Origin of the sequence: Streptomyces coeruleorubidus, from assembly GCF_008705135.1 — a bacterium.
Lineage (GTDB): Bacteria > Actinomycetota > Actinomycetes > Streptomycetales > Streptomycetaceae > Streptomyces > Streptomyces coeruleofuscus.
On the sequence record NZ_CP023694.1, the window covers coordinates 3,404,872 to 3,429,183 of the forward strand.

The 24,312-nt window shown below is 71.5% G+C and carries 24 protein-coding genes and 1 tRNA gene; 11 read left to right on the plus strand and 14 right to left on the minus strand.

Going from position 1 to position 24,312, the window contains the following annotated elements:
* Nucleotides 1–24: 24 nt before the first annotated feature.
* The 7 genes from CP976_RS15645 to CP976_RS15675 form a co-directional block, all read right to left on the minus strand.
* Nucleotides 25–1,062, minus strand: a complete 1,038-nt coding sequence (locus CP976_RS15645; protein WP_150480912.1) for a glutamate ABC transporter substrate-binding protein — start codon at nucleotides 1,060–1,062, stop codon at nucleotides 25–27.
* 29 nt (nucleotides 1,063–1,091) lie between these two features.
* On the minus strand, nucleotides 1,092–2,492 hold the full coding sequence (locus CP976_RS15650) for a hypothetical protein (protein ID WP_150480913.1): 1,401 nt from the start codon (nucleotides 2,490–2,492) through the stop codon (nucleotides 1,092–1,094).
* A gap of 207 nt (nucleotides 2,493–2,699) precedes the next feature.
* Nucleotides 2,700–3,140 (minus strand): GNAT family N-acetyltransferase, encoded by a 441-nt coding sequence (locus CP976_RS15655; protein WP_150480914.1) that lies wholly within the window; start codon nucleotides 3,138–3,140, stop codon nucleotides 2,700–2,702.
* A gap of 58 nt (nucleotides 3,141–3,198) precedes the next feature.
* Nucleotides 3,199–4,608 carry a Cys-Gln thioester bond-forming surface protein gene (locus CP976_RS15660; protein ID WP_150480915.1) on the minus strand — a complete coding sequence of 470 codons (1,410 nt, stop codon included), beginning with the start codon at nucleotides 4,606–4,608 and terminating at the stop codon, nucleotides 3,199–3,201.
* Between the two features lie 278 nt (nucleotides 4,609–4,886).
* Entirely contained in the window at nucleotides 4,887–5,363 is a 477-nt protein-coding gene (locus CP976_RS15665) for a single-stranded DNA-binding protein (protein ID WP_150480916.1), read from the minus strand.
* A gap of 240 nt (nucleotides 5,364–5,603) precedes the next feature.
* Nucleotides 5,604–7,568 (minus strand): YfjP family GTPase, encoded by a 1,965-nt coding sequence (locus tag CP976_RS15670; protein WP_150480917.1) that lies wholly within the window; start codon nucleotides 7,566–7,568, stop codon nucleotides 5,604–5,606.
* Nucleotides 7,569–7,571: 3 nt separating this feature from the next.
* The gene (locus tag CP976_RS15675) at nucleotides 7,572–9,179 is read right to left on the minus strand and encodes a dynamin family protein (RefSeq protein WP_150480918.1); all 1,608 of its coding nucleotides are present in this window, start codon (nucleotides 9,177–9,179) and stop codon (nucleotides 7,572–7,574) included.
* 320 nt (nucleotides 9,180–9,499) lie between these two features.
* Between CP976_RS15675 and CP976_RS15680 the strand changes: the two genes are divergently transcribed.
* The 4 genes from CP976_RS15680 to CP976_RS15695 all read left to right on the plus strand — a co-directional run bounded on the left by CP976_RS15680 (nucleotide 9,500) and on the right by CP976_RS15695 (nucleotide 11,377).
* Nucleotides 9,500–9,572: transfer RNA gene (locus tag CP976_RS15680), tRNA-Arg, on the plus strand.
* A gap of 158 nt (nucleotides 9,573–9,730) precedes the next feature.
* A complete protein-coding gene (locus CP976_RS15685; RefSeq protein ID WP_167537346.1) occupies nucleotides 9,731–9,994 on the plus strand; it encodes a hypothetical protein in 264 nt (87 codons plus the stop codon).
* Nucleotides 9,988–10,416, plus strand: coding sequence for an FtsX-like permease family protein (locus tag CP976_RS15690; RefSeq protein WP_150480920.1), 429 nt, complete (start codon nucleotides 9,988–9,990; stop codon nucleotides 10,414–10,416). Before CP976_RS15685 ends, CP976_RS15690 begins: the two co-directional genes overlap by 7 nt.
* 1 nt (nucleotide 10,417) lies before the next feature.
* A complete protein-coding gene (locus CP976_RS15695; protein WP_150480921.1) occupies nucleotides 10,418–11,377 on the plus strand; it encodes a D-2-hydroxyacid dehydrogenase family protein in 960 nt (319 codons plus the stop codon).
* 151 nt (nucleotides 11,378–11,528) lie between these two features.
* Here CP976_RS15695 and CP976_RS15700 read toward each other — a convergent pair whose 3' ends face one another.
* The 3 genes from CP976_RS15700 to CP976_RS15710 all read right to left on the minus strand — a co-directional run bounded on the left by CP976_RS15700 (nucleotide 11,529) and on the right by CP976_RS15710 (nucleotide 12,705).
* A complete protein-coding gene (locus CP976_RS15700) occupies nucleotides 11,529–11,804 on the minus strand; it encodes a hypothetical protein (RefSeq protein WP_150480922.1) in 276 nt (91 codons plus the stop codon).
* Between the two features lie 132 nt (nucleotides 11,805–11,936).
* The gene (locus CP976_RS15705; RefSeq protein ID WP_150480923.1) at nucleotides 11,937–12,203 is read right to left on the minus strand and encodes a hypothetical protein; all 267 of its coding nucleotides are present in this window, start codon (nucleotides 12,201–12,203) and stop codon (nucleotides 11,937–11,939) included.
* A 241-nt stretch (nucleotides 12,204–12,444) separates the two neighbouring features.
* Nucleotides 12,445–12,705: a hypothetical protein gene (locus CP976_RS15710; protein WP_150480924.1), complete on the minus strand. Its 261-nt coding sequence runs from the start codon at nucleotides 12,703–12,705 to the stop codon at nucleotides 12,445–12,447.
* A gap of 228 nt (nucleotides 12,706–12,933) precedes the next feature.
* On the opposite strand from CP976_RS15710, the gene CP976_RS15715 reads away from it, so the two are divergent.
* A complete protein-coding gene (locus CP976_RS15715; protein ID WP_150480925.1) occupies nucleotides 12,934–13,245 on the plus strand; it encodes a chaplin in 312 nt (103 codons plus the stop codon).
* 69 nt (nucleotides 13,246–13,314) lie between these two features.
* Here the strand turns inward: CP976_RS15715 and CP976_RS15720 are convergent, their stop codons facing one another.
* From CP976_RS15720 to CP976_RS15735, 4 genes are all read right to left on the minus strand, one after another.
* Nucleotides 13,315–14,181 (minus strand): tyrosinase family protein, encoded by an 867-nt coding sequence (locus CP976_RS15720; RefSeq protein ID WP_150480926.1) that lies wholly within the window; start codon nucleotides 14,179–14,181, stop codon nucleotides 13,315–13,317.
* Nucleotides 14,165–14,572, minus strand: a complete 408-nt coding sequence (locus tag CP976_RS15725; RefSeq protein ID WP_373304837.1) for a tyrosinase family oxidase copper chaperone — start codon at nucleotides 14,570–14,572, stop codon at nucleotides 14,165–14,167. Before CP976_RS15725 ends, CP976_RS15720 begins: the two co-directional genes overlap by 17 nt.
* Before the next feature lie 238 nt (nucleotides 14,573–14,810).
* Entirely contained in the window at nucleotides 14,811–15,392 is a 582-nt protein-coding gene (locus tag CP976_RS15730; RefSeq protein ID WP_150480928.1) for a hypothetical protein, read from the minus strand.
* 233 nt (nucleotides 15,393–15,625) lie between these two features.
* Entirely contained in the window at nucleotides 15,626–16,309 is a 684-nt protein-coding gene (locus CP976_RS15735; RefSeq protein ID WP_150480929.1) for a hypothetical protein, read from the minus strand.
* Nucleotides 16,310–16,709: 400 nt separating this feature from the next.
* Here CP976_RS15735 and CP976_RS15740 point away from each other — a divergent pair, with 400 nt between their 5' ends.
* From CP976_RS15740 to CP976_RS15765, 6 genes are read left to right on the plus strand one after another with little or no spacing between them, the layout of a single operon-like run.
* Nucleotides 16,710–17,798 (plus strand): DUF3344 domain-containing protein, encoded by a 1,089-nt coding sequence (locus CP976_RS15740; RefSeq protein ID WP_150480930.1) that lies wholly within the window; start codon nucleotides 16,710–16,712, stop codon nucleotides 17,796–17,798.
* Between the two features lie 50 nt (nucleotides 17,799–17,848).
* Nucleotides 17,849–19,099 (plus strand): glycosyltransferase, encoded by a 1,251-nt coding sequence (locus tag CP976_RS15745; RefSeq protein WP_150480931.1) that lies wholly within the window; start codon nucleotides 17,849–17,851, stop codon nucleotides 19,097–19,099.
* The gene (locus CP976_RS15750) at nucleotides 19,096–20,523 is read left to right on the plus strand and encodes an exopolysaccharide biosynthesis polyprenyl glycosylphosphotransferase (protein WP_150480932.1); all 1,428 of its coding nucleotides are present in this window, start codon (nucleotides 19,096–19,098) and stop codon (nucleotides 20,521–20,523) included. Before CP976_RS15745 ends, CP976_RS15750 begins: the two co-directional genes overlap by 4 nt.
* Before the next feature lie 5 nt (nucleotides 20,524–20,528).
* Nucleotides 20,529–21,869 (plus strand): O-antigen ligase family protein, encoded by a 1,341-nt coding sequence (locus CP976_RS15755; protein ID WP_150480933.1) that lies wholly within the window; start codon nucleotides 20,529–20,531, stop codon nucleotides 21,867–21,869.
* Nucleotides 21,866–23,563 (plus strand): lipid II flippase MurJ, encoded by a 1,698-nt coding sequence (locus tag CP976_RS15760; RefSeq protein ID WP_150480934.1) that lies wholly within the window; start codon nucleotides 21,866–21,868, stop codon nucleotides 23,561–23,563. Before CP976_RS15755 ends, CP976_RS15760 begins: the two co-directional genes overlap by 4 nt.
* Nucleotides 23,547–24,311, plus strand: a complete 765-nt coding sequence (locus tag CP976_RS15765; RefSeq protein WP_150480935.1) for a polysaccharide deacetylase family protein — start codon at nucleotides 23,547–23,549, stop codon at nucleotides 24,309–24,311. The genes CP976_RS15760 and CP976_RS15765 overlap by 17 nt, the downstream gene beginning before the upstream one ends.
* Nucleotide 24,312: the final 1 nt, after the last annotated feature.

Consider the following 24,312-nt stretch of genomic DNA (forward strand, 5'->3'; position numbering starts at 1 on the left):
CCGGTTGGGGGGTCGGTGCGGTTGTCAGGTTGTGCGCAGGTACTGCGGTGCCGGTGGTTCCGACTTCTCCGAAATCTTGCCCAGTGTCGCCGACAGCCATTTGCCGTACGACGCCTGCCAGCCGTTCGCGGTGTCCTTGCGGTAGTCCACCAGGATCTGGTTGACCCGGCGTACCAGATCGTTGGCGCTCTTCTTCATCGCCACGCCGTAGTACTCGGCAGTGAAGGCGTCGCCCTTGAGCTCGACCGTCGGATCCTGTGCCGCCTGGCTCGCGGCGAGCGCGCCGTCGGTGACCACCGCGTCAACCTCGCCGAGCTGAAGCCTGACCAGGCAGTCGAGTTGGTTCGGGACGGTCTTGGAGATGTCGGCGGTGGCGGGGAGTTCGCCGGCCTTCTGGTCCGCTTTCAGCGTGGAGTACGCCGTGGACCCCGTGGCCGTGCAGATCCTCTTGCCGGCGAGCGTGTCGTCGTAGCCCTTGATGGGCGAGGACTTGGGGGCCAGGACCTGCTGTCCCGTCTTGAAGTACGGCGCGGAGAAGGCGACGTCGTCGATGCGCTCGCAGTTGATCGTCATCGTGCGGACGACCATGTCCACGCGACCGTCCTGGATCGCCGGGATGCGCTGGTCGGTGGGGATCGCCTTGAACTGGACCGCACGCGGATCACCGAGTATGTCCTCGGCGATGCGGTGGACCAGGTCGATGTCGAAGCCCTCGAGCTCCGCGGTCTTGCCGCTGTTGGGGTTGCGGTAGCCCCAGCGGTAGCTGTTCTGGTCGACGCCGACGATCAGCTTGCGCATGTCGCCCTGGCGGTTCTTGATCTTCTGGATGGTGTCGCCGTCGGCGGAGGAGGGCGACAGCGTCTGCTTCTCGGGGGCCTCGCAGTCCTCTTCGGCCTTCTCGGCCTTGACCCGGGCCGACTGGGCCACGGACTGGCCGTCCACGGTCCTCGTCCCGGACAGCGGGACGTACAGTGCGAAGACGGCCACCAGGGCGCAGACGACCGCCATCGCGGCCACCCCGCCCCAGCCCTTCAGACTGGCCCGCAGACGTCGTGCTCGCATGGTCGCGCCCCCTTTCACCCGTGTCCCGTTCATCGGTACTCCGACAGTCTGCGGCCGATGCCCAGCACCGCGCCCGCGGCGCCGAGCACCGCCAGGACGGCCGCGCCCGCCGACAGGCCCGTCAGGGCGTCCCGGCCGTCACCGGCCGCGCGCTTGAACTCGGTCTCCTCGTGCGCGAGTGCCGTGCGCAGGTTCTCGTCGACGCTGTCGAAGCATTCACCGGTCGCGTTCTCGCTGCCGATGACCCTCTTCAGCGCCTCCTGGTAGTTGCCCTTCTCGTCCTGGTCGCGGGCCGCGGTGTGGCGCTTCTTCCACTCCGTCATGTTGCCGACGGCGGCGGTGACGGGGCTTTCGCCCGATGCGTCGTCGGCGAGCTCGCCGGCGGCCGCCAGGTACTTGCCCAGGGCGTCGATGTCCGTGCGGAAGTCGTAGTCGTAGGCGTCGTAGGTCTCTTCGCCGACCTTCTTCGTCTCGGCGCCGCGGGCCACCAGGGTCAGGTTCTCGTTGCCCCTGGCCTTGAGGGAGGCGATACGGGCGTCGTGCAGCACGTTCAGGGAGCGGACGCCGTGGTCGTAGGAGTCGTTCAGGCCCGCTCGGGCGACGCTGTGGCCGACGACCAGCCAGAGGAGGACCACGGTCGCGGTGGCCGTGGCGGCGACCAGGCCGTGGTTCAGGACGCGGTTGGTGCGCTGGTAGTTGCGGTGCTGGGCCCAGGCCAGGGCGGCCAGGGCGGCGATTCCGAGGGCGATGGCGGCCCAGGGGTAGGGCGTGGCGTCCCCGTAGTCCGCGCTCAGACGCTGGTTCTCCTTCTTGTACAGGTCCTCCGCCGCCGGGAGCATCTCCTCCTGCATCTTCTCGTTGGCGTAGCGGAGGTAGGCACCGCCGACCGGGAAGCCCTGACGGTTGTAGGTGCGGGCGCGTTCGACCAGGCCCTTGTACTCCGGGAGGAGTCTGTTGAGCTTGGCGATGGTCGCCGCGGACGGGGAGTCCGGGTCCGAGTTGGCGGCGGCGTTGACGAGTTTCTCCGCGGCCGTGCGGATGTCCTTCTCGTAGCGGTCGCGGGAGGCGGCCGACTCCTGGCCGCCGGCGAGGAAGCCGCTGGAGGCGGCGGTGTTGGCGTCCGCGAGGGAGCGGTAGATGTCGGCCGCGTCCGAACTGAGGGGCTGGCTGCGGGTGAGGACGTCGTCGGCGGCGGCCGCGCGGTCGGTCATCTGCCAGGCGGTGACGGCGCCGAAGGCGACGACGAGGAGCGCGAGCAGGGCGCCGATGATACGCAGGCGGCCGGGCTCTGTGGTGGCGGCGGCCCGGAGTTGGTCCAGCCCCTCGGCAAAGGCGGTGCGCCGGGGTTGAGGTTCAGCGGGGCCGCGGGGGGCTTGGGCCGGTGGTGCCGGGGGTGCCGGTTGGGCCGGCACGGCCGGGAGCGTGGGCATGCCCGGCCCCGTTGGTGGTGTGCTGCTCGTCGGCAGATGTGTCACTGTGACCTCCCCCGTGGTCATCCGTCGCCGCAAGTATCCCTTCCGGCACTGACATCCGCACCGGCCTTGCCTCGATCTTGATCAGATCGCAGCGCGAGGCACCACCCCTTGCCCAGAAACACGTCAGGGGAATCGGTTCGGTTCCCGCCGGGACGCGCACAGCTACTCCACATAGCGGCGAAACCCCTGCGCCAGCGCTTTGAAGCCGCACGCTTCGTAGAAGCTGTGCACGTACTCGTCGTCCGCCGCCAGCAACTGCACTTTGTAGCAACGGGCCGACTCCCCCAGCCGCACGGCCGCCTCCATCAGCCGACGCCCGACGCCCCGCCGCTGGAAGCGGCCGGCCACCACCACGTTCTCCACGAACAGGATGGCCCGACCGCCGCGGGTGAGATTCGGCAACACGACGCAGTCCACCGTCCCGGCCACGACGCCGTCGGCCTCGGCGACCAGGACGGTCCGCCCCTGCTGCCCGGATATCGCCGCCCAGACGGCCTCAGCGGCCCCCTGGGACAACGGCGCGTCGTCCGGGTTCAGTTCGCCGTAGAGGCCCAGCAGCGCCCCCAGATCCGCCTCGCCTGCCGCCCGTGTCGTGATCTTCATGGGGTGAGCGTAGAGCGAGGGCCTGCCCGGGCAGTGGCCTTCAGCGGAGCGTGACCCGTCAGTCCCCCGTCGGTGTCTCCCCGCAGCGGAGCACGATCAGGGTCGTTCCGCCGATCAGGACCAGGGCGATGGCTATGCCGGCGATGAGTGGGGTGACTCCGGAGCTGCCGGTTTCGGCGAGGTTGGTGTCCGAGGCCGTGCCGCCCACCGAGGCCGGGCTCGGCTCGCTGAGGGTCTGTGTGGCCGTGCCCGTCTCGCTGCCCTGGATCTGACAGTCCAGCATGCCGGCGAAGCGCTGGGTGAAGCCGCCCGGGCCGTGGATCGTGAAGTCGTACGCCTGGTCCTCCTGGAGCGGGACCGTCACCGTACGGGACTCCCCCGCGGCGATGGTGTGCTCGAGCCCGGCCAGTTCGAAGGTGAAGGGCTCGTCGCCCTTGTTGGACGCGATGATGTCCACACCGCCCTCGGCGCAGTTCTTCGCCGCCGTCAGTGCCGGGATCGGGCCCTCCTTCGCCCAGGTCGCCGAGGCCGCCGCCGACACCGTCGACTCGCTGGAACCGGCCAGGATCTGCGTCTGGCTCCGGCTCTCGGAGGCGAAGGCACGGCCGACCGGCACGGTGGTCGAGGCCTGCACGGTCAGTTCCGCCGTGCCGGCCGCCGCGTCCTTGGGCACCTCGAAGAACACCTGTCCGCCGTCGGACGTGGAGGTGACGGCCTTGCCCTGCTTGTCGACGATCCGGACCCCGCTCGTGGCGGCGTCCGTGGGCGGGCTCACCGTCACGCTGCGGGCGCCGGTGCGCACCGTCACCGGGCCCAGCCGCTCCCCCGGCCGGCCGGAGACCGCCGGCGGGTCGAGGGTCAGCGAGGCCCGGGGCTCGGGCCGGCTCCGGGCACTCTTCTCCAGATAGTCCGCGAGCTGCTCGGCCTGCGGGTCGAGGGCGTCGACGGCCACGTCGTCCGAATAACGCCAGATGGCCACCTGCGTGCCGGCCGCCGCGTCCTGCTCGGTCAGCGCACCGCGGACGCCCGCCTTCCGCGCCAGCGCCGCGAGGTCGTTCACCTGCGGGTAGGAGTTCTGAAGGATCCAGCGGATCCGGCCGGCGTCCTTGTTGGCGCCCAGGGACGTGCCGCTCCAGGGCGTCTCGTGGTACTTGGCGTCCCGCTGGGTCGGGTTATGCAGGTCGACGCAGTACGTCTGGAGCATGCCGCCGCCCTCGACGGACATCTCGAACAGGCCCGCCGACACCTGCTGGTCCCCGCTGCCGCCGTGTATCACCGCCGTGCCGAACGTCTTGAGCCCGGCTATCGTCGCGGTCGCTCCGCCCTGACTCCGCGTGGTCTCCTGGGCGATCGCGTGGCCGGCGCCGGCCAGCCCGCCCGTGGCGACGAGCCCGGACACCAGCGTCGCGGCACCGAGGCGGGCAGCCCCTCGCCTGCGTACGAACACCGCAGAGAACGAAGCAAACACCAAATTCCCCTTCGAGCAGGACCCGTCGATGTGGGGGGTACGGTCCCACCTGCAGAATCAGAAGTCTCACAGGCCGCAAGAGCCCCGAGAGCCATGCCCGGCATCCTAGGTACGCGGCGGACGCCGCTCGCCGGTGAGACGGTCGGACGAGTGATCCGACTCGGAATCGTTATCGCCAAGACCCCTGTGAGCAGGGCTTATCGACAAGTCCACCGCCGATCTTTCGGTGCGCACTCGCCGATAAGCCGCAGTTCGGGCAGGTGGCCGGGTGATTGACGTCACGTCAACGCGGCGGCTTCCGGGGGCTGTTGAACGGACACGTCCGTAGGATCCGGCGAACCTCCTGGCGGTGTCTCCCAGTTGGGTTCCGGCTGCGTCGGCGCGGACGCCGTCTCCGGCTTGCCTGCGCGGCGGAACGCCGAGGTGCCCCAGGCCAGGTCGTGGCCGATCGCGACCGCGTCGATGTCCGCCGAGGTCCAGTTCTGCCCCTCGCGCACATCGGTCCGCACCTTCAGCCTGCCCTGGACGATCACGGGCTCGCCCACCGTCAGCGACGCCGCCGTGTTCGTGGCGAGCTGGCGGTTGGCCCACACCGTGAAGAAGTTGGTGTGCCCGTCCGTCCACATGTTCTTCTCGCGGTCCCAGTAACGCGCGGTTGCCGCCAGCCGGAACCTCGCCGACGGGCCGGACGCCATCTCCCGGTACACCGGCTGCGTCGCCACCCTGCCGACCGCGCAGACCATCGTCTCGTTCATCGCGAACCCCTCCCACGCCCGGACTGCGACACCGGGCCGACACGCGTACGGGCCCGTCCCGTACGGCTGTGTCTGCCAGACTGCCGCCGCCGGGCCGAGCCCGCTGAGCGCTGTGGATCACCGCCCGCCTGTGGACAACGCCGCCACCCGGACGGGTGACGCCGAGCGGCGAGGGACGCCAAGCGGCGCGTGACGCCAAGTTCCGAATGACGCCAAGTTCCGAATGACGCCGGCCCGGCGTCAGCTCCCCGCCCCCACCACCCTCCCGTACTGCTCCCGAACCTCCCGGTACCGCAGCAGCTCCGCCGCCACCGGATCCAGCACCCGGGCCCTCCCGCACCCGGCCGCCGCCTCCCGCAACCGGCGTTCCGCCTCTAGTCCGTAGCGCCGCGCCGGCCCCCGCGCCGCCATCCGGCAGCCCCACTCGATGAGCGGCCCGCCGACGATGCCGATCACCATCAGCAGCACCGGCACGCCCAGGTTCGGCGACATGACCCCGACGATCTGGCCCAGCAGCCACAGCCCGCCCAGGAACTGAAGGATGGTCATGGACGCCTGGACCAGGACGGCCATCGGCCACCACCCGGGCCGCGGTGGCCGCCCCGTCGGCACGCCCGCGCGCACGCTCAGCTCGTCCAGCGCTTCGGGCAGCCCCTGGGAGCCGCGGACGGCCGCCTCGCGCACCGCCTGCGCCCAGGGCGTGGGCAGACCGGCCGAGGCCCGATCCGCCACCGTCCGTACCGCCTGCTCGACCCGCTGCCGGGCGGTGGCCTCCTCGTCGGCCTGCGTGCGCGAAGGGAGCCGCCCCGTGGTGGGCTCGCCGCGGTCCTGGTACCAGCGCCACAACCGCAGCCAGGGCGTGCCGCAGGCGCGGTTGGCGTTGCGCAACCACGCGCGCTCGGCGGCCTCGCCCGCCGCCGTGGCGCCCACGGCGTCCGCGAGCCGGTCGGCGAACTCCTCCCGGGCCTGTTCGCTGAGCCCGGTCCGGCGCTGCGTGGCGTAGACGGGCCACAGCCGGGCCGCCGCGATGTCCACGTCGGCCGAGATACGGCGGGCCGGCGCCGCGCGCTCCGCGACGAACTGGCCGAGCGCCTCACGCAGTTCACCGACACCGTCCCCGGTGAGCCCGGACAGCGCGAGCACGGTCGTACCCGGTTCGCCGTACTCCCCGAGGGCGATGCCGTCCTCGTCGAGGAGCCGCCGCAGATCGTCGAGGACCTGCTCGGCGGCCTCCCCGGGCAGCCGGTCGATCTGGTTGAGGACGACGAACATGATTTCCGCGTGGGCCGCCATCGGCCGCAGATAGCGCTCGTGGAGGACGGCGTCGGCGTACTTCTCCGGGTCGACGACCCAGATGACCGCGTCGACGAGCGCCAGGATGCGGTCCACGTGCTCGCGGTGCTGTACGGCAGCGGAGTCGTGGTCGGGCAGGTCGATGAGGACGAGTCCGCGCAGCTGGGAGTCCCCGTCCCCGGTCGGCAACGGACGCCGGCGCAGCCGGGGCGGGATGCCGAGCCGCTCGATGAGGCTCGCGGCTCCGTCGCTCCAACTGCACGCGATGGGCGCCGCGGTGGTGGGCCGGCGCACACCGGTCTCCGAGATGGCCACCCCGGCGAGCGCGTTGAACAGCTGTGACTTGCCGCTGCCCGTGGCGCCCGCGATGGCGACGACGGTGTGCTGCCCGGAGAGCCTGCGCCGCGCGGACGCCTCGTCGAGCACCCGGCCCGCCTCCGCCAGCGTCCTGCTGTCGAGCCGGGTGCGGGAGAGCCCCACCAGTTCGCGCAACGCCTCCAGCCGGGAGCGCAGCGGCCCGTCGTACACCAGCGGGGACACCGTCGGCGGGGCGGCGGTACGGCTGTCCATCACGGCGTACTGGTTCCCTCCGGTGGTCTCGTCGACCCGCCGTGCGATGAGGCCGTCGTCCCAGGTGCCGGAGGAGTCCGTGCGGGGATCGGTACGGGAATCCGTACGGGGATCCGCACGGGGATCCCTACGGGAGGAGGAGTCGCCGTCCGGCACGCGCGCGTGGGCCCGCGCATCGTCCACGCTCTCGCCCTCGGAGGCGTTCGGAGAGGCGTTCCCGCAGGCGGTCCCGGAGGCGTTCCCGGAAGCCTTCGACGGCGGATTCTCGGCGGCTCCCGCCTTGTCCGCGTCGCCCGGCTGGTCGGCGCGCTCGGTGTGGTCCTGGTCAGTGACGGCGGTCACCGGTCACCTCTCCTTCTGCAGTACGGACAGGGCGGCGATGAGTTCGGCCTGGGGCTCCGGATGGACGTCGAGGGCGTCGAGTGGGGCGAGCCGGCGCTCGCGCTCGACGTGCAGGACCCGGTCGACGTGCTCGGCGAGCAGCCGTCCGGCCCGGTCGCGCAGCCGCAGCGCGCCGTGGGCGCCGATCCGCTCGGCGAGCCCCTCCCCGGCCATCCGTCCCCGGCGGCCGCCCAGCAGGGAGGTGGCGACCAGGGCGGCGACCAGCTCGGGGTCGGGCGCGAGATTCCGGTCGAGCTCGCGCACCTCGTCCTCGGCGTACTCCTCGAGCTCCCGCCGCCACCGCCGTACGGCGAGACCGATCCGGTGCTCGGCGCTCTCCGCGGCGGGTTCCCGGTCGGCGAGCCCGGGTGCGGCCGCCGCGGGCTCGCGCCGCCAGGCGTCGTCGATGCGCTCGTCGGCGGCGGTGACGGCGCACAGCAGCAGTGTGCTCAGGCTCTCCACGAGCGCGTCGAGGAGTTCGCCGGCGGTGCAGTCCAGGGGGAAGGCGCGCCACCGCTTGAGGGCGTCCCCGGCGAGCACCGCCCCGGCCTGCAAGCGGCCCCGCACGCGCGTGTGCTCGCTGTCGTATGCCCCGTCGACGGCGGCGGTGAGCCGCAGCGCGGCGGCGTACTGCGCGGCGGCGGCGCCGGCCAGCTCGGGCATCCGGGACTTGAGGGAGTCGAGGACGCCGTGCGCGGTGCGGGCCATGACCTGCTGCCGGGCCGCCGGGTCCTGGACCTGGTGGACCAGCCAGGTGCGCAGCTGGGCCACGGCGCTGGCCGGCAGGAGGCCACCGCCCCAGGCCGACTCGGGCAGTTCGGGCACGGTGAACCGCGGCACCTGCCCGAGTCCGGCCTTGGTGAGCAGGGCCCCGTACTGCCGTGACACCTCGGCGACCACCTGGTGGGGCACCCGGTCCAGGACGGTGACGAGGGTGACGTCGTACTCCTTGGCGGTGCGCAGCATGTGCCAGGGGACGGCGTCGGCGTAGCGGGCGGCCGTGGTGACCATGATCCAGATGTCGGCCGCGCAGATGAGCTCGGCGGCCAGGACGCGGTTGTCGGAGACCAGGGAGTCGATGTCGGGGGCGTCGAGGAGGGCGAGGCCGGGCGGCAGCGTCTCGGCGGTCTCGACGCGCAGCACGCGCGCGGGGTTCTCGCCCGGGAGCAGCAGATCGTCGGTGGGGTCCTGCTGGGCTACCCACACGCGGGTGAGATCGGGCAGCACCCGCATGCCGCTGAACCAGTGATGGTCCTCCGGGTGGCAGACCAGCACGGGCGTCCGTGTCGTCGGCCGCAGCACCCCGGCCTCGCTGACCCGGCGCCCCACGAGGGAGTTCACCAGCGTGGACTTCCCGGCTCCGGTGGAGCCCCCGACGACGGCCAGAAGTGGCGCTTCGGGGTCTCTCAGCCGGGGCACCAAGTAGTCGTCGAGCTGGGCGAGCAGTTCGTCGCGGCTGGCACGCGCGCGTGGGGCCCCCGCCAGGGGCAGCGGAAAGCGTGCGGCGGCGACACGGTCGCGCAGGGCGGAGAGTGCGTTGAGCAGCTGAGGCCGTACGTCCAAGGTCACCACATGTGAAGAATGCCCAACTTTGGGGGAATTCTGAAGCATATGAGCATGTCTGCGCGCCGATGGAACACAAGGGATGGAAGGGACTACTGGGACACGGGCCCACTCCAGGCATAACGAGTGCACAACACCCGATGCCTCTGACGCCAAAAGCGGTGCACGATTCGTACCTGCCTGCGATTATCAGGACCGCTTCACCGAACCTCCACATCGAGCCACGGAGGCGAAGCAACAGGGACAAGGACGCGGGAGCCCTATCCTTGTCCCCGGCAACGTCACGGATCGGCCCACACCAGGGCACCACGACAGAGGCCACCACACCGGCCCCCGTAGCTCAGTGGATAGAGCAGGCGCCTTCTAAGCGCTTGGCCGCAGGTTCGAGTCCTGCCGGGGGCGCAAGTCTCCGCCCTCCCCTCGGGAGGGCGTTTTTACCGTTCGGGCCTTGTCATCGACTGCGCACCACTCCAGGACGCGCCGGCCGACGATGAGGCGGGCGACTGTCCCGGCGCGGTGGCGACCGGTCGGCTGGACGGGGGCGGCTGCTCGCCGAGCACGTGGTGTCCTCGGCCGGGCCCGGTATCGCACCGGGTTACGCGGAGCGGGCCGCCCGGCTCCCCGGCGTGGCGGCGGCCTCCGGGCAGCTGTCCGTGGACGGCGAACTGAGCCGCGCGGACGCCGACCAGGACGACGACGCGTCCGTCATCGGCGGAAACCTGGTCGTGATGCGGGCCGACGCGGTGCCCGATCTCCTCGACCTCGGGGTCCACACCGGCTCGCTCGCCCGCCTCGGCGAGACGTCCGTGGCGCTCGCATGGTGACCGCAGGCCGCCGAGGGAAGTTCGCCCTGCTGCGGCTGGCCGGCGCGCAGTCGGCGCAGGTGCTGTGGATGCCGGCCTGGGAAGCCGTGCTCACCTGCGCGATCGCGTTGCTGCCGGCCGCTCTGGTCTGCGCGGCGGTGCTGGTGCCGCTCAGCATCGCGGTCACCGGTTCCGCCGTGCCGGCCTTGGCCGGCGGGCCGCTTGCCGCGCTGGCCGCCGGGGCTCCCCTGGTGGCCGTCGCGACGACCACCCTCTTCGGCCGCTCGGCCATGCGCAGTGCCGCGGCCACGCCCGGAGGCCTGGCGAGGGCCGTCTCCCTGACACCCCCGCCGTGTCCCGAGGGTCCCACCCCGCTTCCCGCAGCCCGGCTCAGGCCCGATCATGGTCCGGGGAACCCGTCGTGGGCCGAGGAAGGGGTGTGACGTGCGGCTGCGCTGTGCTGTGCTGGACGACTTTCAGAGGGTGGCGACCGAAGTCGCCGACTGGTCGCCGGTCGCCGACGAGGTGGAGGTCGTCTCCTTCGACACCCACATGGACGGCGAGGACGCCCTGGCCGCGGCCCTGGCCGACTTCGACATCGTGGTGACGTTGCGGGAGCGCGTGCCCTTCCCGGGGTCACTGATCGCCCGGCTGCCCCGGCTGAAACTGATCGTCGCCTCCGGCCTGCGCAACTCGGTCATCGACTACGCGGCCGCCGAGGAGCACGGCGTCACCGTGTGCGGCACCACGAGTTCCTCCACCCCGCCGGTGGAACTGACATGGGCCCTGCTGCTCGGCCTCGCCCGCGGCCTCGTCGAGGAGAGCAACGCCCTGCGCTCCGGCGGCCCCTGGCAGTCCACCGTCGGCGCCGACCTGTACGGCAGCCGCCTCGGACTTCTCGGCCTCGGCAAGATCGGCAGCCGCGTGGCGCGGGTCGGCCTCGCCTTCGGCATGCACGTCAGCGCGTGGAGTCAGAACCTCACCAAGGAGCGCACCGACGAGATCGGCGTCGAACTCGCCCCCTCCCGGGAGGACCTCCTCGCCGGCAGCGACTTCGTCTCGATCCACCTCGCACTGAGCGACCGCACCCGCGGACTGCTCGGACCCGCCGAACTCGCCCTCCTCAAGCCGACCGCGTACCTGATCAACACCTCGCGCGCGGCCATCGTCGACCAGGAAGCCCTCCTCGCCGCCCTGCACGAGGGCCGGATCGCCGGCGCCGGCGTCGACGTCTTCGACATCGAGCCCCTGCCCGCCGACCACCCGATGCGCACCGCCCCCCGCCTTCTCGCGACCCCGCACCTCGGTTACGTCTCCCAGGCCAACTACGCGACGTACTACGGACAGGCGGTCGAGAACATTCGCGCGTTCCTCTCGGGCGCGCCGGTGCGACGGCTGCCCTGACACACTCGCCGGGCGCCGCATGCGAGCAGTAGCGGCCCCCGGCACAGCAAATGGCCGGGACCCTGTACCGGGTCCCGGCCATCCCTGACCGTCGGGTGGACTTACGCGACAGGCGCCGACGTGAACAAAGGCGCGTCGGCTGCCTCGGAAGTCAGGACTCCTTGCCGCCGATGACGACACTGCTGTTGCAGCCCTCGCTGGAACAGTTCTGCGCTTGGCTCGCGACGACGTGGACGTTTCCGTCTCCGTCGCGGTATACGGCCTCGTGCACGCAGCGAACATTCCCCTTGCCGTCATCGACGCACTTGCCGGAGCCACTGGACCCGCCGGAGCCGTCAAGGGCGAAGGCCTGGCCGGCCCCGGCTCCAAGGAGAGCGACGCTCCACAGAACTCCAGCTACGACGGCGATCCTCTTTGCATTCGGCATGTCCATACTCCTTTTTGCATCGATTCCCCGGGTGGACGACGGGGACCTTCGAGAACTTGCATCGGCAAAAGCCAGGGGCGGGCCCCGGACCCCGAAAATGTTCGAGTCTCGGAGCCCGCCCTGATCAGCTGTTCAGTGACCGCCGCCGAGAGCGAAGGCGTTGGTGCAGGTCACCGACTTGCTCTGGTCAACGGGCTGGTTCGCCAGAATGTCCAGGATCTGGACGTTGATGCGGCCGATGTTCAGCACGCCCGACTGGCTCTCGTTGCCGCAGGTGTTGGACTGCTTGCTGTCCACCTCGAGCGCCGGCCCGTCGCCGGCCTGGCTGACGCCGGCGCCGAGGAAGGTGACGGTGCCGAGCGCGGCCATGACGACCGCAGCCTTCTGGAACTTGCGCATTGCTTCTCCGTTTCTCACGTCGCACACGGTCCGTTATGAACCGCCTACCGACGGTGTTCAAGCTAGGAGAGATTCGCGGCTTTTGACAGGCGAAACGCCGAGTCGCGTAATTTTCTTGCCACGCCGTGCGGGGATCCGCGCCAACGCCACGAGCGCGGCTCCGCACAGCGACGAGCGGGCCCCGTGTCCGGACACATGGTCCGAACGCCGGGGCCCGCTCAGGTCACCTGGTCAGCGATCGTCAGCCACCGATGCCGAAGGCGTTGGAGCAGGGCACCGAGGTGCTCTGGTCGACCGGCTGGTTCGCCAGAATGTTCAGGACCTGGACGTTGGCGCGGCCGATGTTCAGCACGCCCGACTGGCTCTCGTTGCCACAGGTGTTGGACTGCTTGCTGTCCACCTCGAACGCCGGCTTGTCGCCGGCCTGGCTGACGCCAGCACCGAGGAAGCTGACGCTGCCGAGCATGACCGCGACGACTGCGGCCTTCTGGTACTTGCGCATTACTTCTCCGTTTCTTGAGTCGACACGATCCGTGACGGACCGGTCACTTACAGTTTCTGACAGTAGACGATTTTTTCCCACCTTTCACAGGCAAAACGCACACATGCGCAACTTTCATGAAAAAACCATCGTTGGGGCAGCCGTGACCGGTCCCCTGCCGCCGCGTTGAAGGGGCAGTGCGGTCGCGCGTCCCGCTGCCGCACTCATCCGAGTCACTAAGGAGAAGTGATGTCTCGCATCGCGAAGGTTGGCGCTGTCGCACTGGGCACGGGCGCCATGGTGCTCAGCGGGGCCGGTCTGGCCGCGGCGGACGCCGACGCCAAGGCTGCGGCGATCGGCTCGCCCGGCTTCCTGTCCGGCAACGTGGTCCAGGTCCCGATCCACGTGCCGATCAACGTGTGCGGAAACACCGTCACCGTGATCGGTGCACTCAACGAGTCTGCCGGCGTCTGCAAGAACGGCAACGACGAAAAGGACAAGAAGGGTAAGAAGGACAACAAGAAGGCCGACAAGAAGGCCCTTCACCACCACGGCCGCTGAGTCTGCCGTTTTCCCCAAGAGCCCCGGCGTGTCTCAGCGTCGGGGCTCTTGCCGTGAAGCCTCGGCATCTCACGCGTACCGGTAGATGTGGCTGACATCCTCCAGTTCGTCCGGTGTCACGTCCCACGGCGGCAGCGTCTGGTGTCTCGCCACGATCCGGGCGTGCTGCTCATCACCTTGTCCCGGCGGTGTGGCGGGCAGGTAACGTGCCCTGCGGTGACGCAGGCGCCAGCGGTGCCACTGAAGGTCCACGAAGGCGTGATGCAGCCAGAAGACGGGGTCATTGACGGAGGCTCCGCCGAGTATCGCCCCACCGACCCAACCGTGCACCCGGTTGTGGTTGCGCCAGGAGGTGGCGCCTCGGCCGCCACCCCAGCCTTCCAGTTTGTTGCGGAACCCTCGTGGAACCGTCGAGTTCCAGGGCGCCACGTCATACACCGGATCCTTCAGCGCCCACTCCAGCTCTCTCTTCGTGGGCAGGCCGATCCGGGCGCGGCGGCGGCCGAGGTCACGGGTGAGGAACTTCAGGTCGGTCACGCCTGTCGTGATGGTCCAGTTGCCCTCTCGGTGGGCGAATGGACCGGTCATCACCTGGAGGTCGGATCGACGCCCGTTGCCGCCGAGGAGGTCCGCCGTCCAGGGCGCGGAAGTCGTCGTGCGGTCGCGCGTCCAGTCCCAGTACGGCACCGTCACCGAGGAGTCCACCCGGCGCAGCGCGCGCTCCAGGTCGAGCAGGAACCGGCGGTGCCAGGGCAGAAACGAGGGCGCCATGTGCGCGGCACGCAGCCCGTGCTCACCGTCCGCGGAGAAGTACTCGATGTGCATCCGCACGAACTCCTCGTACTCGCCCCGCCGTTTGACCTCCAGCAGCGCCTTGACGAAGCGGACTCGCTCGGCCTTGGTGAGCAAGCCGGCGTCCTTACGTACGTACGCCACGCCGGCTCCCCTTGTGCACATGCCCCGCGCCTCCGGTGCCCCTGGCCGGTTCACGCAGTCGTTGACCGGGGCCGAGCTGGTCGACGGCCGCGCGGGCGGCCTCGAGCGGTGACCGGTAGGAGCAGTAGTGGTCGACCATGCTCAGCCAGGTACCGTCGGCCCGGCGCATCAGATGCAGCGGTCGGCCGTCCACCGAGACCTGCCACCGGCCGGCCTCAGCCGTGCCACGCTCGGGGATCCACACACCTCGAATGCGGCGGCCGCTGTAGGTCTGGTCGAAGTGGGTGTCGAGCACCGCGTTCCCGGGCGCCGGGCCGGGGCGCCGAGGTCGGGAGGCGGTGGCGAACGGGACCATGACCGCAGCGAGTGCGCCCGCGGCCAGACCTCGCACCGCATCTCGCCGTGTGGCTTGTTCCGTTCTGGGCCGCGGCGGGCCCGGTGCCGCACCTGCGGCGCCAACCGATACCGCGCCGATGTCGACGACCATGATTCGCTCCACGCCCCTTCAGTTGTCTACAGCCGTAACCGAGGAACAACAAGGGCGGTTACCACCGCGCGACCATTGCGGTGACAACGGAGGCGGCCCCCGGAACCACTGGGGACCGCCTCCTGACTGATGAGTCTCGGCCCTACAGCCACAGATTGCCGTGCGCCGGCTTGGCCTCGTTCAGCGCAGCCACAGCCTCCTTAGCCGTAGGGAGCAGCGCGTTGGAACCCTCGGCAGTCACGTCGAGCGGAACCCGCGTGGTCATGTCGCCGCTGACGCTGGTGGCTGCCAGGTCCCGGGTACGGTGGCCCTCCGTCGCCGCGGGCGCCTGGTCCGGAGCAGGACGGGGGTCCGGGGCCTGCTGCGGAGCGGGGGCCTGATACGGAGCGGCCTGCGGAGCCGGCGCCTGATGCGGAGCGGCCTGCTGCGGAGCAGGAGCCTGATACGGAGCGGCCTGCTGAGGGGCGGGGGCCTGATACGGAGCCGGGGCCTGCTGCGGAGCAGCCTGCTGAGGGGCGGGGGCCTGATACGGAGCCGGGGCCTGCTGCGGAGCAGCCTGCGGGGTCGACGCGTAGTACGGAGCACTCTGAGCAGCCGGCGCCTGGTCGGGGGCGCTGTAACCGGTCGGCGCCTGCTGAGGAGCGTTGTAGGCGAACGCGGGGGTGGCGGAACCGGCGGCGATCAAGGACCCGGCAAAGACGGCGGCAGCCTTCAGAGACTTCATCGTGTTCCTTTCTTCGGCAACGCGCGTCGCCGGAGGGGATTCTGTCGCCGTGCCTAACGAGCCCTGGCCTGGGCGGAAACCGGAGAAGCCCAAGATTGCCGATACCTCATACGAGATCTATTAACAGACCGGGCCGCGGAACGGAAAAGAACCGGAGGAATACGCGAAGTGGGGCGGGAAGAACAACAGTCGTGGCGCCGCTCTCTGAGGTCGGCACCACGACTGGGCGTGGCTCAGGAGGCCGTCGGCTGCGCCGGCGGCAGCAGCGTGACTGCGGGGTACGTGACGGCCTCGGGCGTCGTCGACACCGATGTCGACGACGTGCTGGACGGCGTCGAGGAAACGGGCTCGTCCTGAAGCAGGTTGCCTCCGAGCAGTCCGGCGAGGAGGTCGTCCACCCCGTTCAGCAGGCCGTCGACGGAGGGAAGGATGCCGCCGACACCAGAGGTGATCGCCTGCAGGAGACTGTCGACAGCCCCCAGCACGAGGTCCAGCAGGTCGGTCACGGGGTCGGCGGCGCGCCGCTCGGGCGCTGCGGGCACCAGGGCGGGCAGGGCGGGAGCGGGAGCCGGCAACAGGACAACCGTCGACGTCACCGGGATTCGCGGGTCCTTGGCGGCCGCCTCGGCCAGGGCGGCCTTCGCTCCGGCTCCCAGCTTCCTGGCCTCGGCCGCGGGCAGTAGGCCGTTACTGTCCAGCACGGCGTTCAGCAGGTCGGCGACCGGGGTGAGCTCACCCCGGTTGAGTTTCGCGATCTGTGCGAGACGCGCATCCGCGCCGGGGAGCCGGGCGCCGGGCGCCACATGAGCGTGCCCGCGAGCCGAGTCGGCCGCCATGGCGACGGGGCCGGTGATACCGACCAGAAGGGCGGCGCACAGGGCGCTGGACGCGATGCGCCGTGCGGGCAGAGCACTCATGGGGATTCCTTTCGACGGCCTTGGATCTTGAGCCCACCGTGAAAGCGCCCGCGACTTCCCGCAACCGCTCATACGCCTTTCAGGATTTAACAATTCCCCCATTCGCCGTGCCCACCCTGATCAGACGGTATGTCAGGACGCTCCCTTCTCCACCTCTGCCGGAGTAAGGCACCGGCCGCCCCCGGGTGGAGGCGCTGACCGACGCAGGAGGCGACGGCCGGAACCCGCGAAGACTGGGGTTTCACGATTCCGACACACTTGTCAGACTTCACCGAATTTCTTCATCTATGTCCGATTGGTGACTAGAGTTGCGAACCGCCCGACGCACTCTCAGCGCGGACACACCGCACTCGTGGCGCTGCTGCCACGGCCACCTGTTCCGAAAGGGCAACGACCGGTCATGCGCCATCCTCTGGGCCCCGTGTTGCGCCGTGCGACCGTGGGCGTCCTGGCCCTTGCCGCCATGTGGGCAACCAGCAGTTCCCCGGCCGCCGCGCCGGCCGCCGCGCCCGCACCGGAGGCCGAGAGCCTCGGGTTCACCGGGCGGTACCTCACGCTCCAGCACGGCGGCATCGCACGCGCGGCCAACGCATCGATCACCTGCCGCACGACCCAGGGGCCTTCGTGCCGGGACGCCCAGGCAGGCGGGTCCGGTGTGAACGGCGACTTCGACATGTTCTACGTCGATGTCGACCGCGACCCCAACACCTACAACTCCTCCCGCGCGGAGGTCCGCCTCCCCAACGGCTCCCACGTGACCTACGCGCGCCTCTACTGGGGCGGCAACCTGCGCGTGGGCGAACAGAAGCCGCCGCAGGACAACGGGCGCGTGCTGATCGCCGAACCCGGCGGGGAGTACAAGGAGTTGGTCGCCGACACGACGGTCGGACACCGCGTGGCGGACGGCATGGACGCCTTCCAGGCCTCGTCCGACGTGACACGGCTGGTGCGGGAGGGCGGACCGGGCCTGTACACCGTGGCACAGGTCAACGTCGCCATGGGCAGTTCGGCGGCCGGGGCGTGGGGTGGCTGGACGCTCGTGGTGGTCTACGAGAATCCGTCGGAGCCACTGCGGCACCTCGCGCTCTGGGACGGCTTCACCCCGCTCAATTCCGGTGCAGGACAGGAAATTCCCCTGACCAACCTCGGGTTTGCCGCGGGCGCGTCGGGCCGTGCGGGGCTGGTGGCGTACAACGGCGACCGCGGCACCACCGGCGACGCGCTCACCATGACGACCGGCCAGTCCGAGGTCGCCCTCGGCAACGCCGCCAACCCCCAGGACGACGTCCTCAATTCCACCATCAGTGAGCCCGGGGCGGATGCGGCACGTGTGCCCGCGCACGCCAACAACCTCGGCTACGACTCCGACGTGTTCGATCTCGGCAGAGGCCTGCAGCACGCCGGTGACCAGGCGACCTTCCGGCTCCATTCCCAGCAGGACGCGGCGTGGGCCGGCGTGCTCTTCGTCGCCGTCGACGCACGGCGGTGACTTTGTCGCCGCCCGCCCCGAACACCTTCGCGAGCGAGGAATCCGCCCACATGCACCTGTCATCCACCGTCCCTCTCCCAAGAGTCCTGCACCTCACCCAACCGGTGGACGGCGGCGTCGCGCGCGTCGTGACGGACTTGGTCCGGGCACAACTGTCGGACGGCCTGGACGTCACCGTGGCCTGCCCCGACAGCGCGCTCACCACGAAACTGCGGACCCTCGGCGCGCGCGTACGGCACTGGCACGCGACGCGGTCGCCGGGTACGTCGCTCGTCCGGGAGGTACGGCACCTGGCGCGGGTGATCGACGAGGTGCGGCCCGATCTGGTGCACGCGCACAGCGCGAAGGCCGGGCTCGCCGGCCGGCTCGCGGTACGCGGGCGGATTCCGACGGTCTTCCAGCCGCACGCCTGGTCGTTCGAAGCGGTCAGCGGGGGCACCGCGGCCCTGGCGCTCATGTGGGAACGCTGGGGGGCGCGTTGGGCCTCACGCGTGGTGTGTGTGAGCGAGGCGGAACGCGCCACCGGCATGGGCGCCAGGATCACCGGCCGGTGGGCCGTCGTCCCCAACGGCATCGACCCCGAGCGCTTCCACCCGGCCGCCGCGGGCGCCGTGCGGGCCGGGCTCCCACCGCTCGCCGGAATCCACCCGGCGGCACCGCTCGCCGTGTGCGTGGGGCGGCTGTGCCGGCAGAAAGGGCAGGACGTCCTGCTGCGGGCCTGGGAAGCCGTCGTGCGGCAGGTGCCCGACGCCCGCCTCGTCCTGGTCGGCGACGGGCCGGACCACGACCGGCTTCGTGAGGGCGCCCCGGAATCGGTGGTGTTCGCGGGAGCCGTCGCCGACGCCTCCCCCTGGTACCAGGCCGCCGATCTCGTCGTCCTGCCGTCCCGCTGGGAGGGCATGGCCCTGGCGCCACTGGAGGCGATGGCCAGCGAGCGGCCCGTAGTGGTGACGGACGTCGACGGCGCCCGCGAGAGCCTGCCGCCCTCCTTCGCCGCCCGGTGCCTGGTCCCGCCGGAGGACCCGGCGGCGCTGGCCGGGGCCGTCACCGAGCTGCTGGCCGACCCACTGCTGCGCGAGTCGCTCGGCCATCAGGGCCGCCGGCACGTGCTGTCCACCCACGACGTGCGGTACACCGCCGAGGCCGTCTCGGACGTCTATCGCGAGCTGCTCGGCCCATGGACCGCCACCACCCCCAGCGCTGAGCACGGTCAGCCGCTCGGCACCGGACATGGCGCCGAGGTGAACCGGACAACCCAGCGCGTCGAGCCCACCGAGTACAGGGAGTCCATCCACTCGTGACCGCCGAACGTACCGTGCCGTCCCCCGGCGTACCGCCACGGGACCACGGATCCTCACCAGTCTCGGTCATGCCGCCGCGCGGCACCGCCACCGGTTTCCGGTCGTCCGCCCCGCGGGGCCCGGCCCGGCCCGCATCCCCCGTCCCGCTGCTCGTCGCGGACGGCGTCGCCGCCCTGGCGGGCGCGCCGGCGCTCACCGATGTCCAGCGCCAGCCACTGCTCGTCACCCTGCTGATCGTCATGTCGCTGCTGCTGCGCCGGCGCGACGGGCGGCCGCCGGTACCGGGGTTGCTGGAGGAACTGCCCGCCGTGTGCGGCCGCATCGCGGTGGCCTGGCTGGCACTCGCGGCGCTCCTGGCGGCGTACCGGCCGGAGCACGCGTTGTCCCTCCGTACCGTGCTGACGGGCCTCGCCCTGCACGCGGCGGCCGGCTGTGTGCTGCGCGGAGCCGTGCACGCGCGGCGGCGCGCCGCGCTGCTGCGCCACCCGCACACCGCACTCGTCCTCGGACCGGCGGCGACCGCGCAGCGCGTGGCCGCCGCCGTACTGCGTCACCCGCGGTGCGGCGTGCGGCCGGTGGGGATCGTCGCCGAGCAGCCGGACGGCACCGAGAGCCTGCCGGTTCTGACGACCCCGGAGGAGGTCGAGCGTGCGGTCATCCAGAACGGGGTGCGGGCGGTGCTGGCCGTTCACCCCTCCGTACGGGCCGAACAGGAGCCGCTGCTGCGGGCGCTGGCCGAGTCGGGCTGCGTGGTCTGGGAGGTCGACGCCGATTCCCCGTCGTACGCGACGCGGGAGCGGCTGGCCGGGTTCTCCTGCCGGCGCCTGGACATGTCCCCGGCCCGGCGCGGCAGCGCGGCCAAACGGACGCTCGACATTCTCGTGTCGGGAACGCTGTTGCTGCTGGTCAGCCCGCTGCTGCTGGCCTTCGCCGTGGCGCTGCGGATCAGTGACGGGCCGGGCGTGGTGTTCCGGCAGGAGCGCATCGGCAGAAACGGCGAGCCGTTCACGCTCCTGAAGTTCCGTACGCACCGCCCGGTCGACGAGCACGAGTCGGCGACCCGGTGGAGCGTGGCGAACGAGAACGAGATGCGCTGGTTCTGCCGGATGCTGCGGCGCACCTCGCTCGACGAGCTGCTCCAGCTGTGGAACGTGCTCCGGGGCGACATGAGCTTGGTCGGACCGCGGCCCGAACGCCCCTACTTTGTCGCGCAGTTCGGGCAGACCTACCCCGGTTACGCGGTCCGCCACCGCATGCGGACCGGCATCACCGGCCTCGCCCAGATCCACGGACTGCGCGGCGACACCTCGATCGAGGACCGCTGCCGGTTCGACAACGCCTACATCGACGACTGGTCCCTGTGGCAGGACGTCTGCATCCTGCTGCGCACCGCGGCCACGGTGGTACGTCCCACGGGGAGCTGACAGAGGTGAGCCTCGCACTGACACCGCTCCCCCGCCGCGTCGCCGCGCTGGCACCGGCCCTGCCCGTGGTGGCCGTGCCCGCCCTGTTGGCGCTGCCACTGACGCCGGACGGTGCGGGGCCCGCCGACGTCTTCTCCGGGCTGATGGTGGTGTATTGCGTGATCCGCCTCCTGGTCGAACGGCGGCGCCCGCTGTCGCCCGCCGCCGCCGTGGTTCTGGGCCTGCCGGTCGTGGGGCTCGCGCTCGCCGCCATGGGGGCGTTCTCACCCGATGCCGGGCTCACCGGCCTGGGCCGCTATCTGCAGACCTTCGTACTCGTCCCGGCGGCCGTGCTGCTGCTGCTCCGCGACCGGGCCGGCTTCCGGCTGGTGGCCTGGTCGTTCGTCGGGCTCGGTCTGTGTCAGGGGGCCGTCGGCGTCCACCAGTTCGTCACCCGGACCGGCGCCTCCTACCAGGGCGAGAACATCCGGGCGGTCGGCACCTTCGGACCGCACGACGTGATGGGCATGGCGACGGCGGTCTCCCTCGGCCTGGTGTGCGCGGTCGGGATCGCGCTGGGCCGGGTGTCCGTACGGCAGCGGGTGGCCGCCACCGCGTGCGCCTTGGTGCTGCTGCTGCCGCTCGCGCTCTCCTTCAGCCGCGGAGCGTGGATCGCGACCGTCCTGACGTGCACCCTCCAGCTGGTGCTGGCCGGGCTGCGGCGCGCGCTCATGGTCGTGGCGGCCACGTTCGCCGCGGGCGTGATCCTCGTGGGCGGGTTCGGTGTGGGCTCGGCGCTTCTGCAGGAGCGGATCGACAGCATCGCCCAGGTCACCGACGCTCCCGACCAGTCCGTCGTCGATCGGTACACCCTGTGGGCGTCGGCCACGGAGATCTGGCGGCAGCACCCGCTGACAGGGGTCGGGCTGAAGGGCTTCCCCGAGTACCGGGACGGGCACGCCACGCTCGCGCTGTCGTCGGGCAGCGAGACCGACGGCGCGGGTGTGGCCTACCAGAGGCAGCCGCTGCTGTCGCCGCACAACATGTATCTGCTGGTGCTGAGCGAGCAGGGCCTGATCGGGCTGCTCGCGCTCGCCGGGAGCTGGCTGGCACTGCTGGTGTGCGGGATGCGGCGGCTGCTGCGCGTCCGCGACCGCGGGCCGGGACTCGAGTGCGGACTCGTCGCCTGCGGGCTGCTGGTCTGGCTGCTGACCGACTTCATGTACGGAGACATCGGCGGCCCCTCGACCGTGCTGATCGCCGTGGCCATGGGGCTCGGGGCGTGGTGGGCGCTGACCGGCGAGACGCGTGCGGATGCGCCCCGCAGCGTGGTGTGGGAACACGCCGAGGAGGCCCTGGCGCGATGACGGTGGTGCCTTCGCAGTCCCCCGGCTCCGAAACGGACGACGCGGCGACAGTGCCCGCGGCGCGTGCCGCCACCAAGGCAGGGGACGGTGCCGACCCGTCCTCGGCGGCGTCGGTTTCCGGGAGTTTCCTGGCCAGGGCCGCGCTCGTCACGGCGTCGCTGTCCATCGTCGGCTCACTGCTCGGCCTGGTGCGCGACCAGTCGCTGGCGCGGCTGTTCGGCGCCGGGAGCGACACGGACGCCTTCCTGGTCGCATGGACCGTCCCGGAGTTCGCCGCCACGCTGCTCATCGAGGACGGGCTGGCGATCGCGCTGATCCCGGCGTTCAGCATGGCGCTGGCGCGCCGCGCCCGGGGCGCCCCGGGCGACCCGGTCCGCGCCCTGGTCGGCGCCACCCTGCCCCGGCTGTGCCTCGCCCTCGCCGCGGTGGCCGCGCTGATCGCCGGCACGGCTCCCTACCTGGTCCAGGCTCTCGCTCCCGGCCTGCCCGACCCCCGGCTCGCCGCCGACTGCACCCGGATCACGGCGACCTGCGTGCTGGCCTTCGGGCTCGCCGGGTACTGCAGCGCCGCCCTGCGGGCACACCGCTGTTTCCTCGCGCCCGCGGCGATCTACGTCGCCTACAACGCCGGCATCATCGCCGCGATGTTCCTCCTCGGCGACGGCTGGGGCGTGCGCTCCGCCGCGGTCGGGGTGGCGGCGGGCGGCTGTCTGATGGTGGCGGTGCAACTGCCGTCGCTGTGGCGGCGACTGGCGTCGCCCACGCCGCCCCTCGCCAGGGCCGGGGCGGACGTCGAGGAGCGGCCGATGCAACTCGCCCTGGTCGCCGCCGTACTCCTCTTCGCCCTGTGCCGCCAGTCTCAGGTCCTCGCCGAGCGCTTCCTCGCCTCCGGCCTGCCCGCCGGTGCCATCTCGCACCTGAACTACGCGCAGAAGGTCGCCCAGATCCCGATGACGCTGTCGTTGATGGTGTGCACCGTCACCTTCCCGGTGGTGGCGCGGGCCCTCGCGGACGGTGACACCGCGCGGGCCCGCAGCCGCGTGGAGCGGGATCTGGCGCTCGCCTCGTGCCTGGTGCTGCTGGGCACGTGCGCGGTGATCGCCTGCGCCCCCCAGATGATCGAACTGCTCTTCCAGCGGGGCGCGTTCACCGCGAGCGACACCGCCGCGACGGCGGACGTCATGCGCGTGTACGCCCTCGGGCTGCTGAGCCAGACCCTGGTGGGCGCGCTCGTGCGCTCCTACTTCTCGGCGGGCCGGGCCAGCTGGTATCCCCTGGGCGCGATGACGGCGGGCATCGCCGTGACGTCCTGGATCGGCGCCGCCACCGTGCACTCCTGGGGCGTGGCGGGGATCGCCGCCGCCAATGCCCTCGGCATCACCGTCACGGCCGCCCTGCTGCTCGCCGGGCTGCGAGCGGGCCGGCTGAACAGCCCCCACAGCGTCTCGGTCCGGGTCGGGCGGGTCCTGGCCGAACTGGGCAGGCTGGTGTGCGCCGCGGTCGTCGCCACGGCCGCGGGGGCGTTCGCCGCGAGCCGGCTGCCGTCCCCGGCGGCGGGCCTCGCGGCCGGCTTCCTGACCGTGACCCTCGTCTTCCTCCCGCTCACCTGGGCCCTCGGTGCCCAGACTCCCGCGTCCGCTCTGCGCTCCCTACGCGCCGTCACACGAAGGCTCACACATGGCCGCTTCCGTTGATTCCCTCGGCACCGGCAGACCCGCGGCCCCGCACAGGGGTCCCGTCCCGTGGGTGGCGATGTACCACTCCGTGGGCGACTGCTCGGACGACCCGTACCGCATCACGGTCACGCCCGAGCGGCTCGGGAGGCAGCTGGCCTGGCTGCGCCGGCGCGGGCTGCGGGGCGTGTCCGTGACCGAGCTGCTCGCCGCCCGCGCCCGGGGCGAGGGGCGGAACCTGGTCGGGCTGACCTTCGACGACGGGTACGCCGACTTCGTCACCGACGCCCTGCCGCTGCTGCACCGCTGGGACTGCGGCGCCACCCTCTTCGTGTTGCCCGGACGGCTCGGCGGCGAGAACGCCTGGGATCCGCTCGGTCCGCGCAAGCCGCTCCTGACCGCGGACGGCATCCGGCGCGCGGCCGCCGAAGGCGTGGAGATCGGCTCGCACGGGCTGACGCACGTCGACCTCACCAAGGCGGACGACCTCACCCTCAAGGCCGAGGTCGCCGAGAGCCGCGCACAGATCGAGGAGCTGACCGGCGCCCCGGTCGACGGTTTCTGCTACCCGTACGGCACGATCGACGCCCGCGCCGTCCAGGCCGTACGGGAAGCGGGATACGCCTACGCCTGCGCCATCGACCCCGGCCCGCTGACCGGCCCGCACGCCCTGCCGCGCGTATACGTCGGCCAGGACGACACGGTCTGGCGCCTGCACCTCAAGTACGGGCTGCACCGGCTGCGCCGGCGCCCGGTGGAGGGCCTGTGAG

What these genes read in the sequence shown, in the direction of transcription:
- CP976_RS15735 (WP_150480929.1), bottom strand. Translation starts at nt 16,309, where the DNA reads ATGAGTGCTCTGCCCGCACGGCGCATCGCGTCCAGCGCCCTGTGCGCC.
- CP976_RS15690 (WP_150480920.1), top strand. Translation starts at nt 9,988, where the DNA reads ATGGTGACCGCAGGCCGCCGAGGGAAGTTCGCCCTGCTGCGGCTGGCC.
- CP976_RS15765 (WP_150480935.1), top strand. Translation starts at nt 23,547, where the DNA reads ATGGCCGCTTCCGTTGATTCCCTCGGCACCGGCAGACCCGCGGCCCCG.
- CP976_RS15645 (WP_150480912.1), bottom strand. Translation starts at nt 1,062, where the DNA reads ATGCGAGCACGACGTCTGCGGGCCAGTCTGAAGGGCTGGGGCGGGGTG.
- CP976_RS15715 (WP_150480925.1), top strand. Translation starts at nt 12,934, where the DNA reads ATGTCTCGCATCGCGAAGGTTGGCGCTGTCGCACTGGGCACGGGCGCC.
- CP976_RS15760 (WP_150480934.1), top strand. Translation starts at nt 21,866, where the DNA reads ATGACGGTGGTGCCTTCGCAGTCCCCCGGCTCCGAAACGGACGACGCG.
- CP976_RS15745 (WP_150480931.1), top strand. Translation starts at nt 17,849, where the DNA reads ATGCACCTGTCATCCACCGTCCCTCTCCCAAGAGTCCTGCACCTCACC.
- CP976_RS15730 (WP_150480928.1), bottom strand. Translation starts at nt 15,392, where the DNA reads ATGAAGTCTCTGAAGGCTGCCGCCGTCTTTGCCGGGTCCTTGATCGCC.
- CP976_RS15710 (WP_150480924.1), bottom strand. Translation starts at nt 12,705, where the DNA reads ATGCGCAAGTACCAGAAGGCCGCAGTCGTCGCGGTCATGCTCGGCAGC.
- CP976_RS15655 (WP_150480914.1), bottom strand. Translation starts at nt 3,140, where the DNA reads ATGAAGATCACGACACGGGCGGCAGGCGAGGCGGATCTGGGGGCGCTG.
- CP976_RS15705 (WP_150480923.1), bottom strand. Translation starts at nt 12,203, where the DNA reads ATGCGCAAGTTCCAGAAGGCTGCGGTCGTCATGGCCGCGCTCGGCACC.
- CP976_RS15740 (WP_150480930.1), top strand. Translation starts at nt 16,710, where the DNA reads ATGCGCCATCCTCTGGGCCCCGTGTTGCGCCGTGCGACCGTGGGCGTC.
- CP976_RS15700 (WP_150480922.1), bottom strand. Translation starts at nt 11,804, where the DNA reads ATGCCGAATGCAAAGAGGATCGCCGTCGTAGCTGGAGTTCTGTGGAGC.
- CP976_RS15650 (WP_150480913.1), bottom strand. Translation starts at nt 2,492, where the DNA reads ATGCCCACGCTCCCGGCCGTGCCGGCCCAACCGGCACCCCCGGCACCA.
- CP976_RS15665 (WP_150480916.1), bottom strand. Translation starts at nt 5,363, where the DNA reads ATGAACGAGACGATGGTCTGCGCGGTCGGCAGGGTGGCGACGCAGCCG.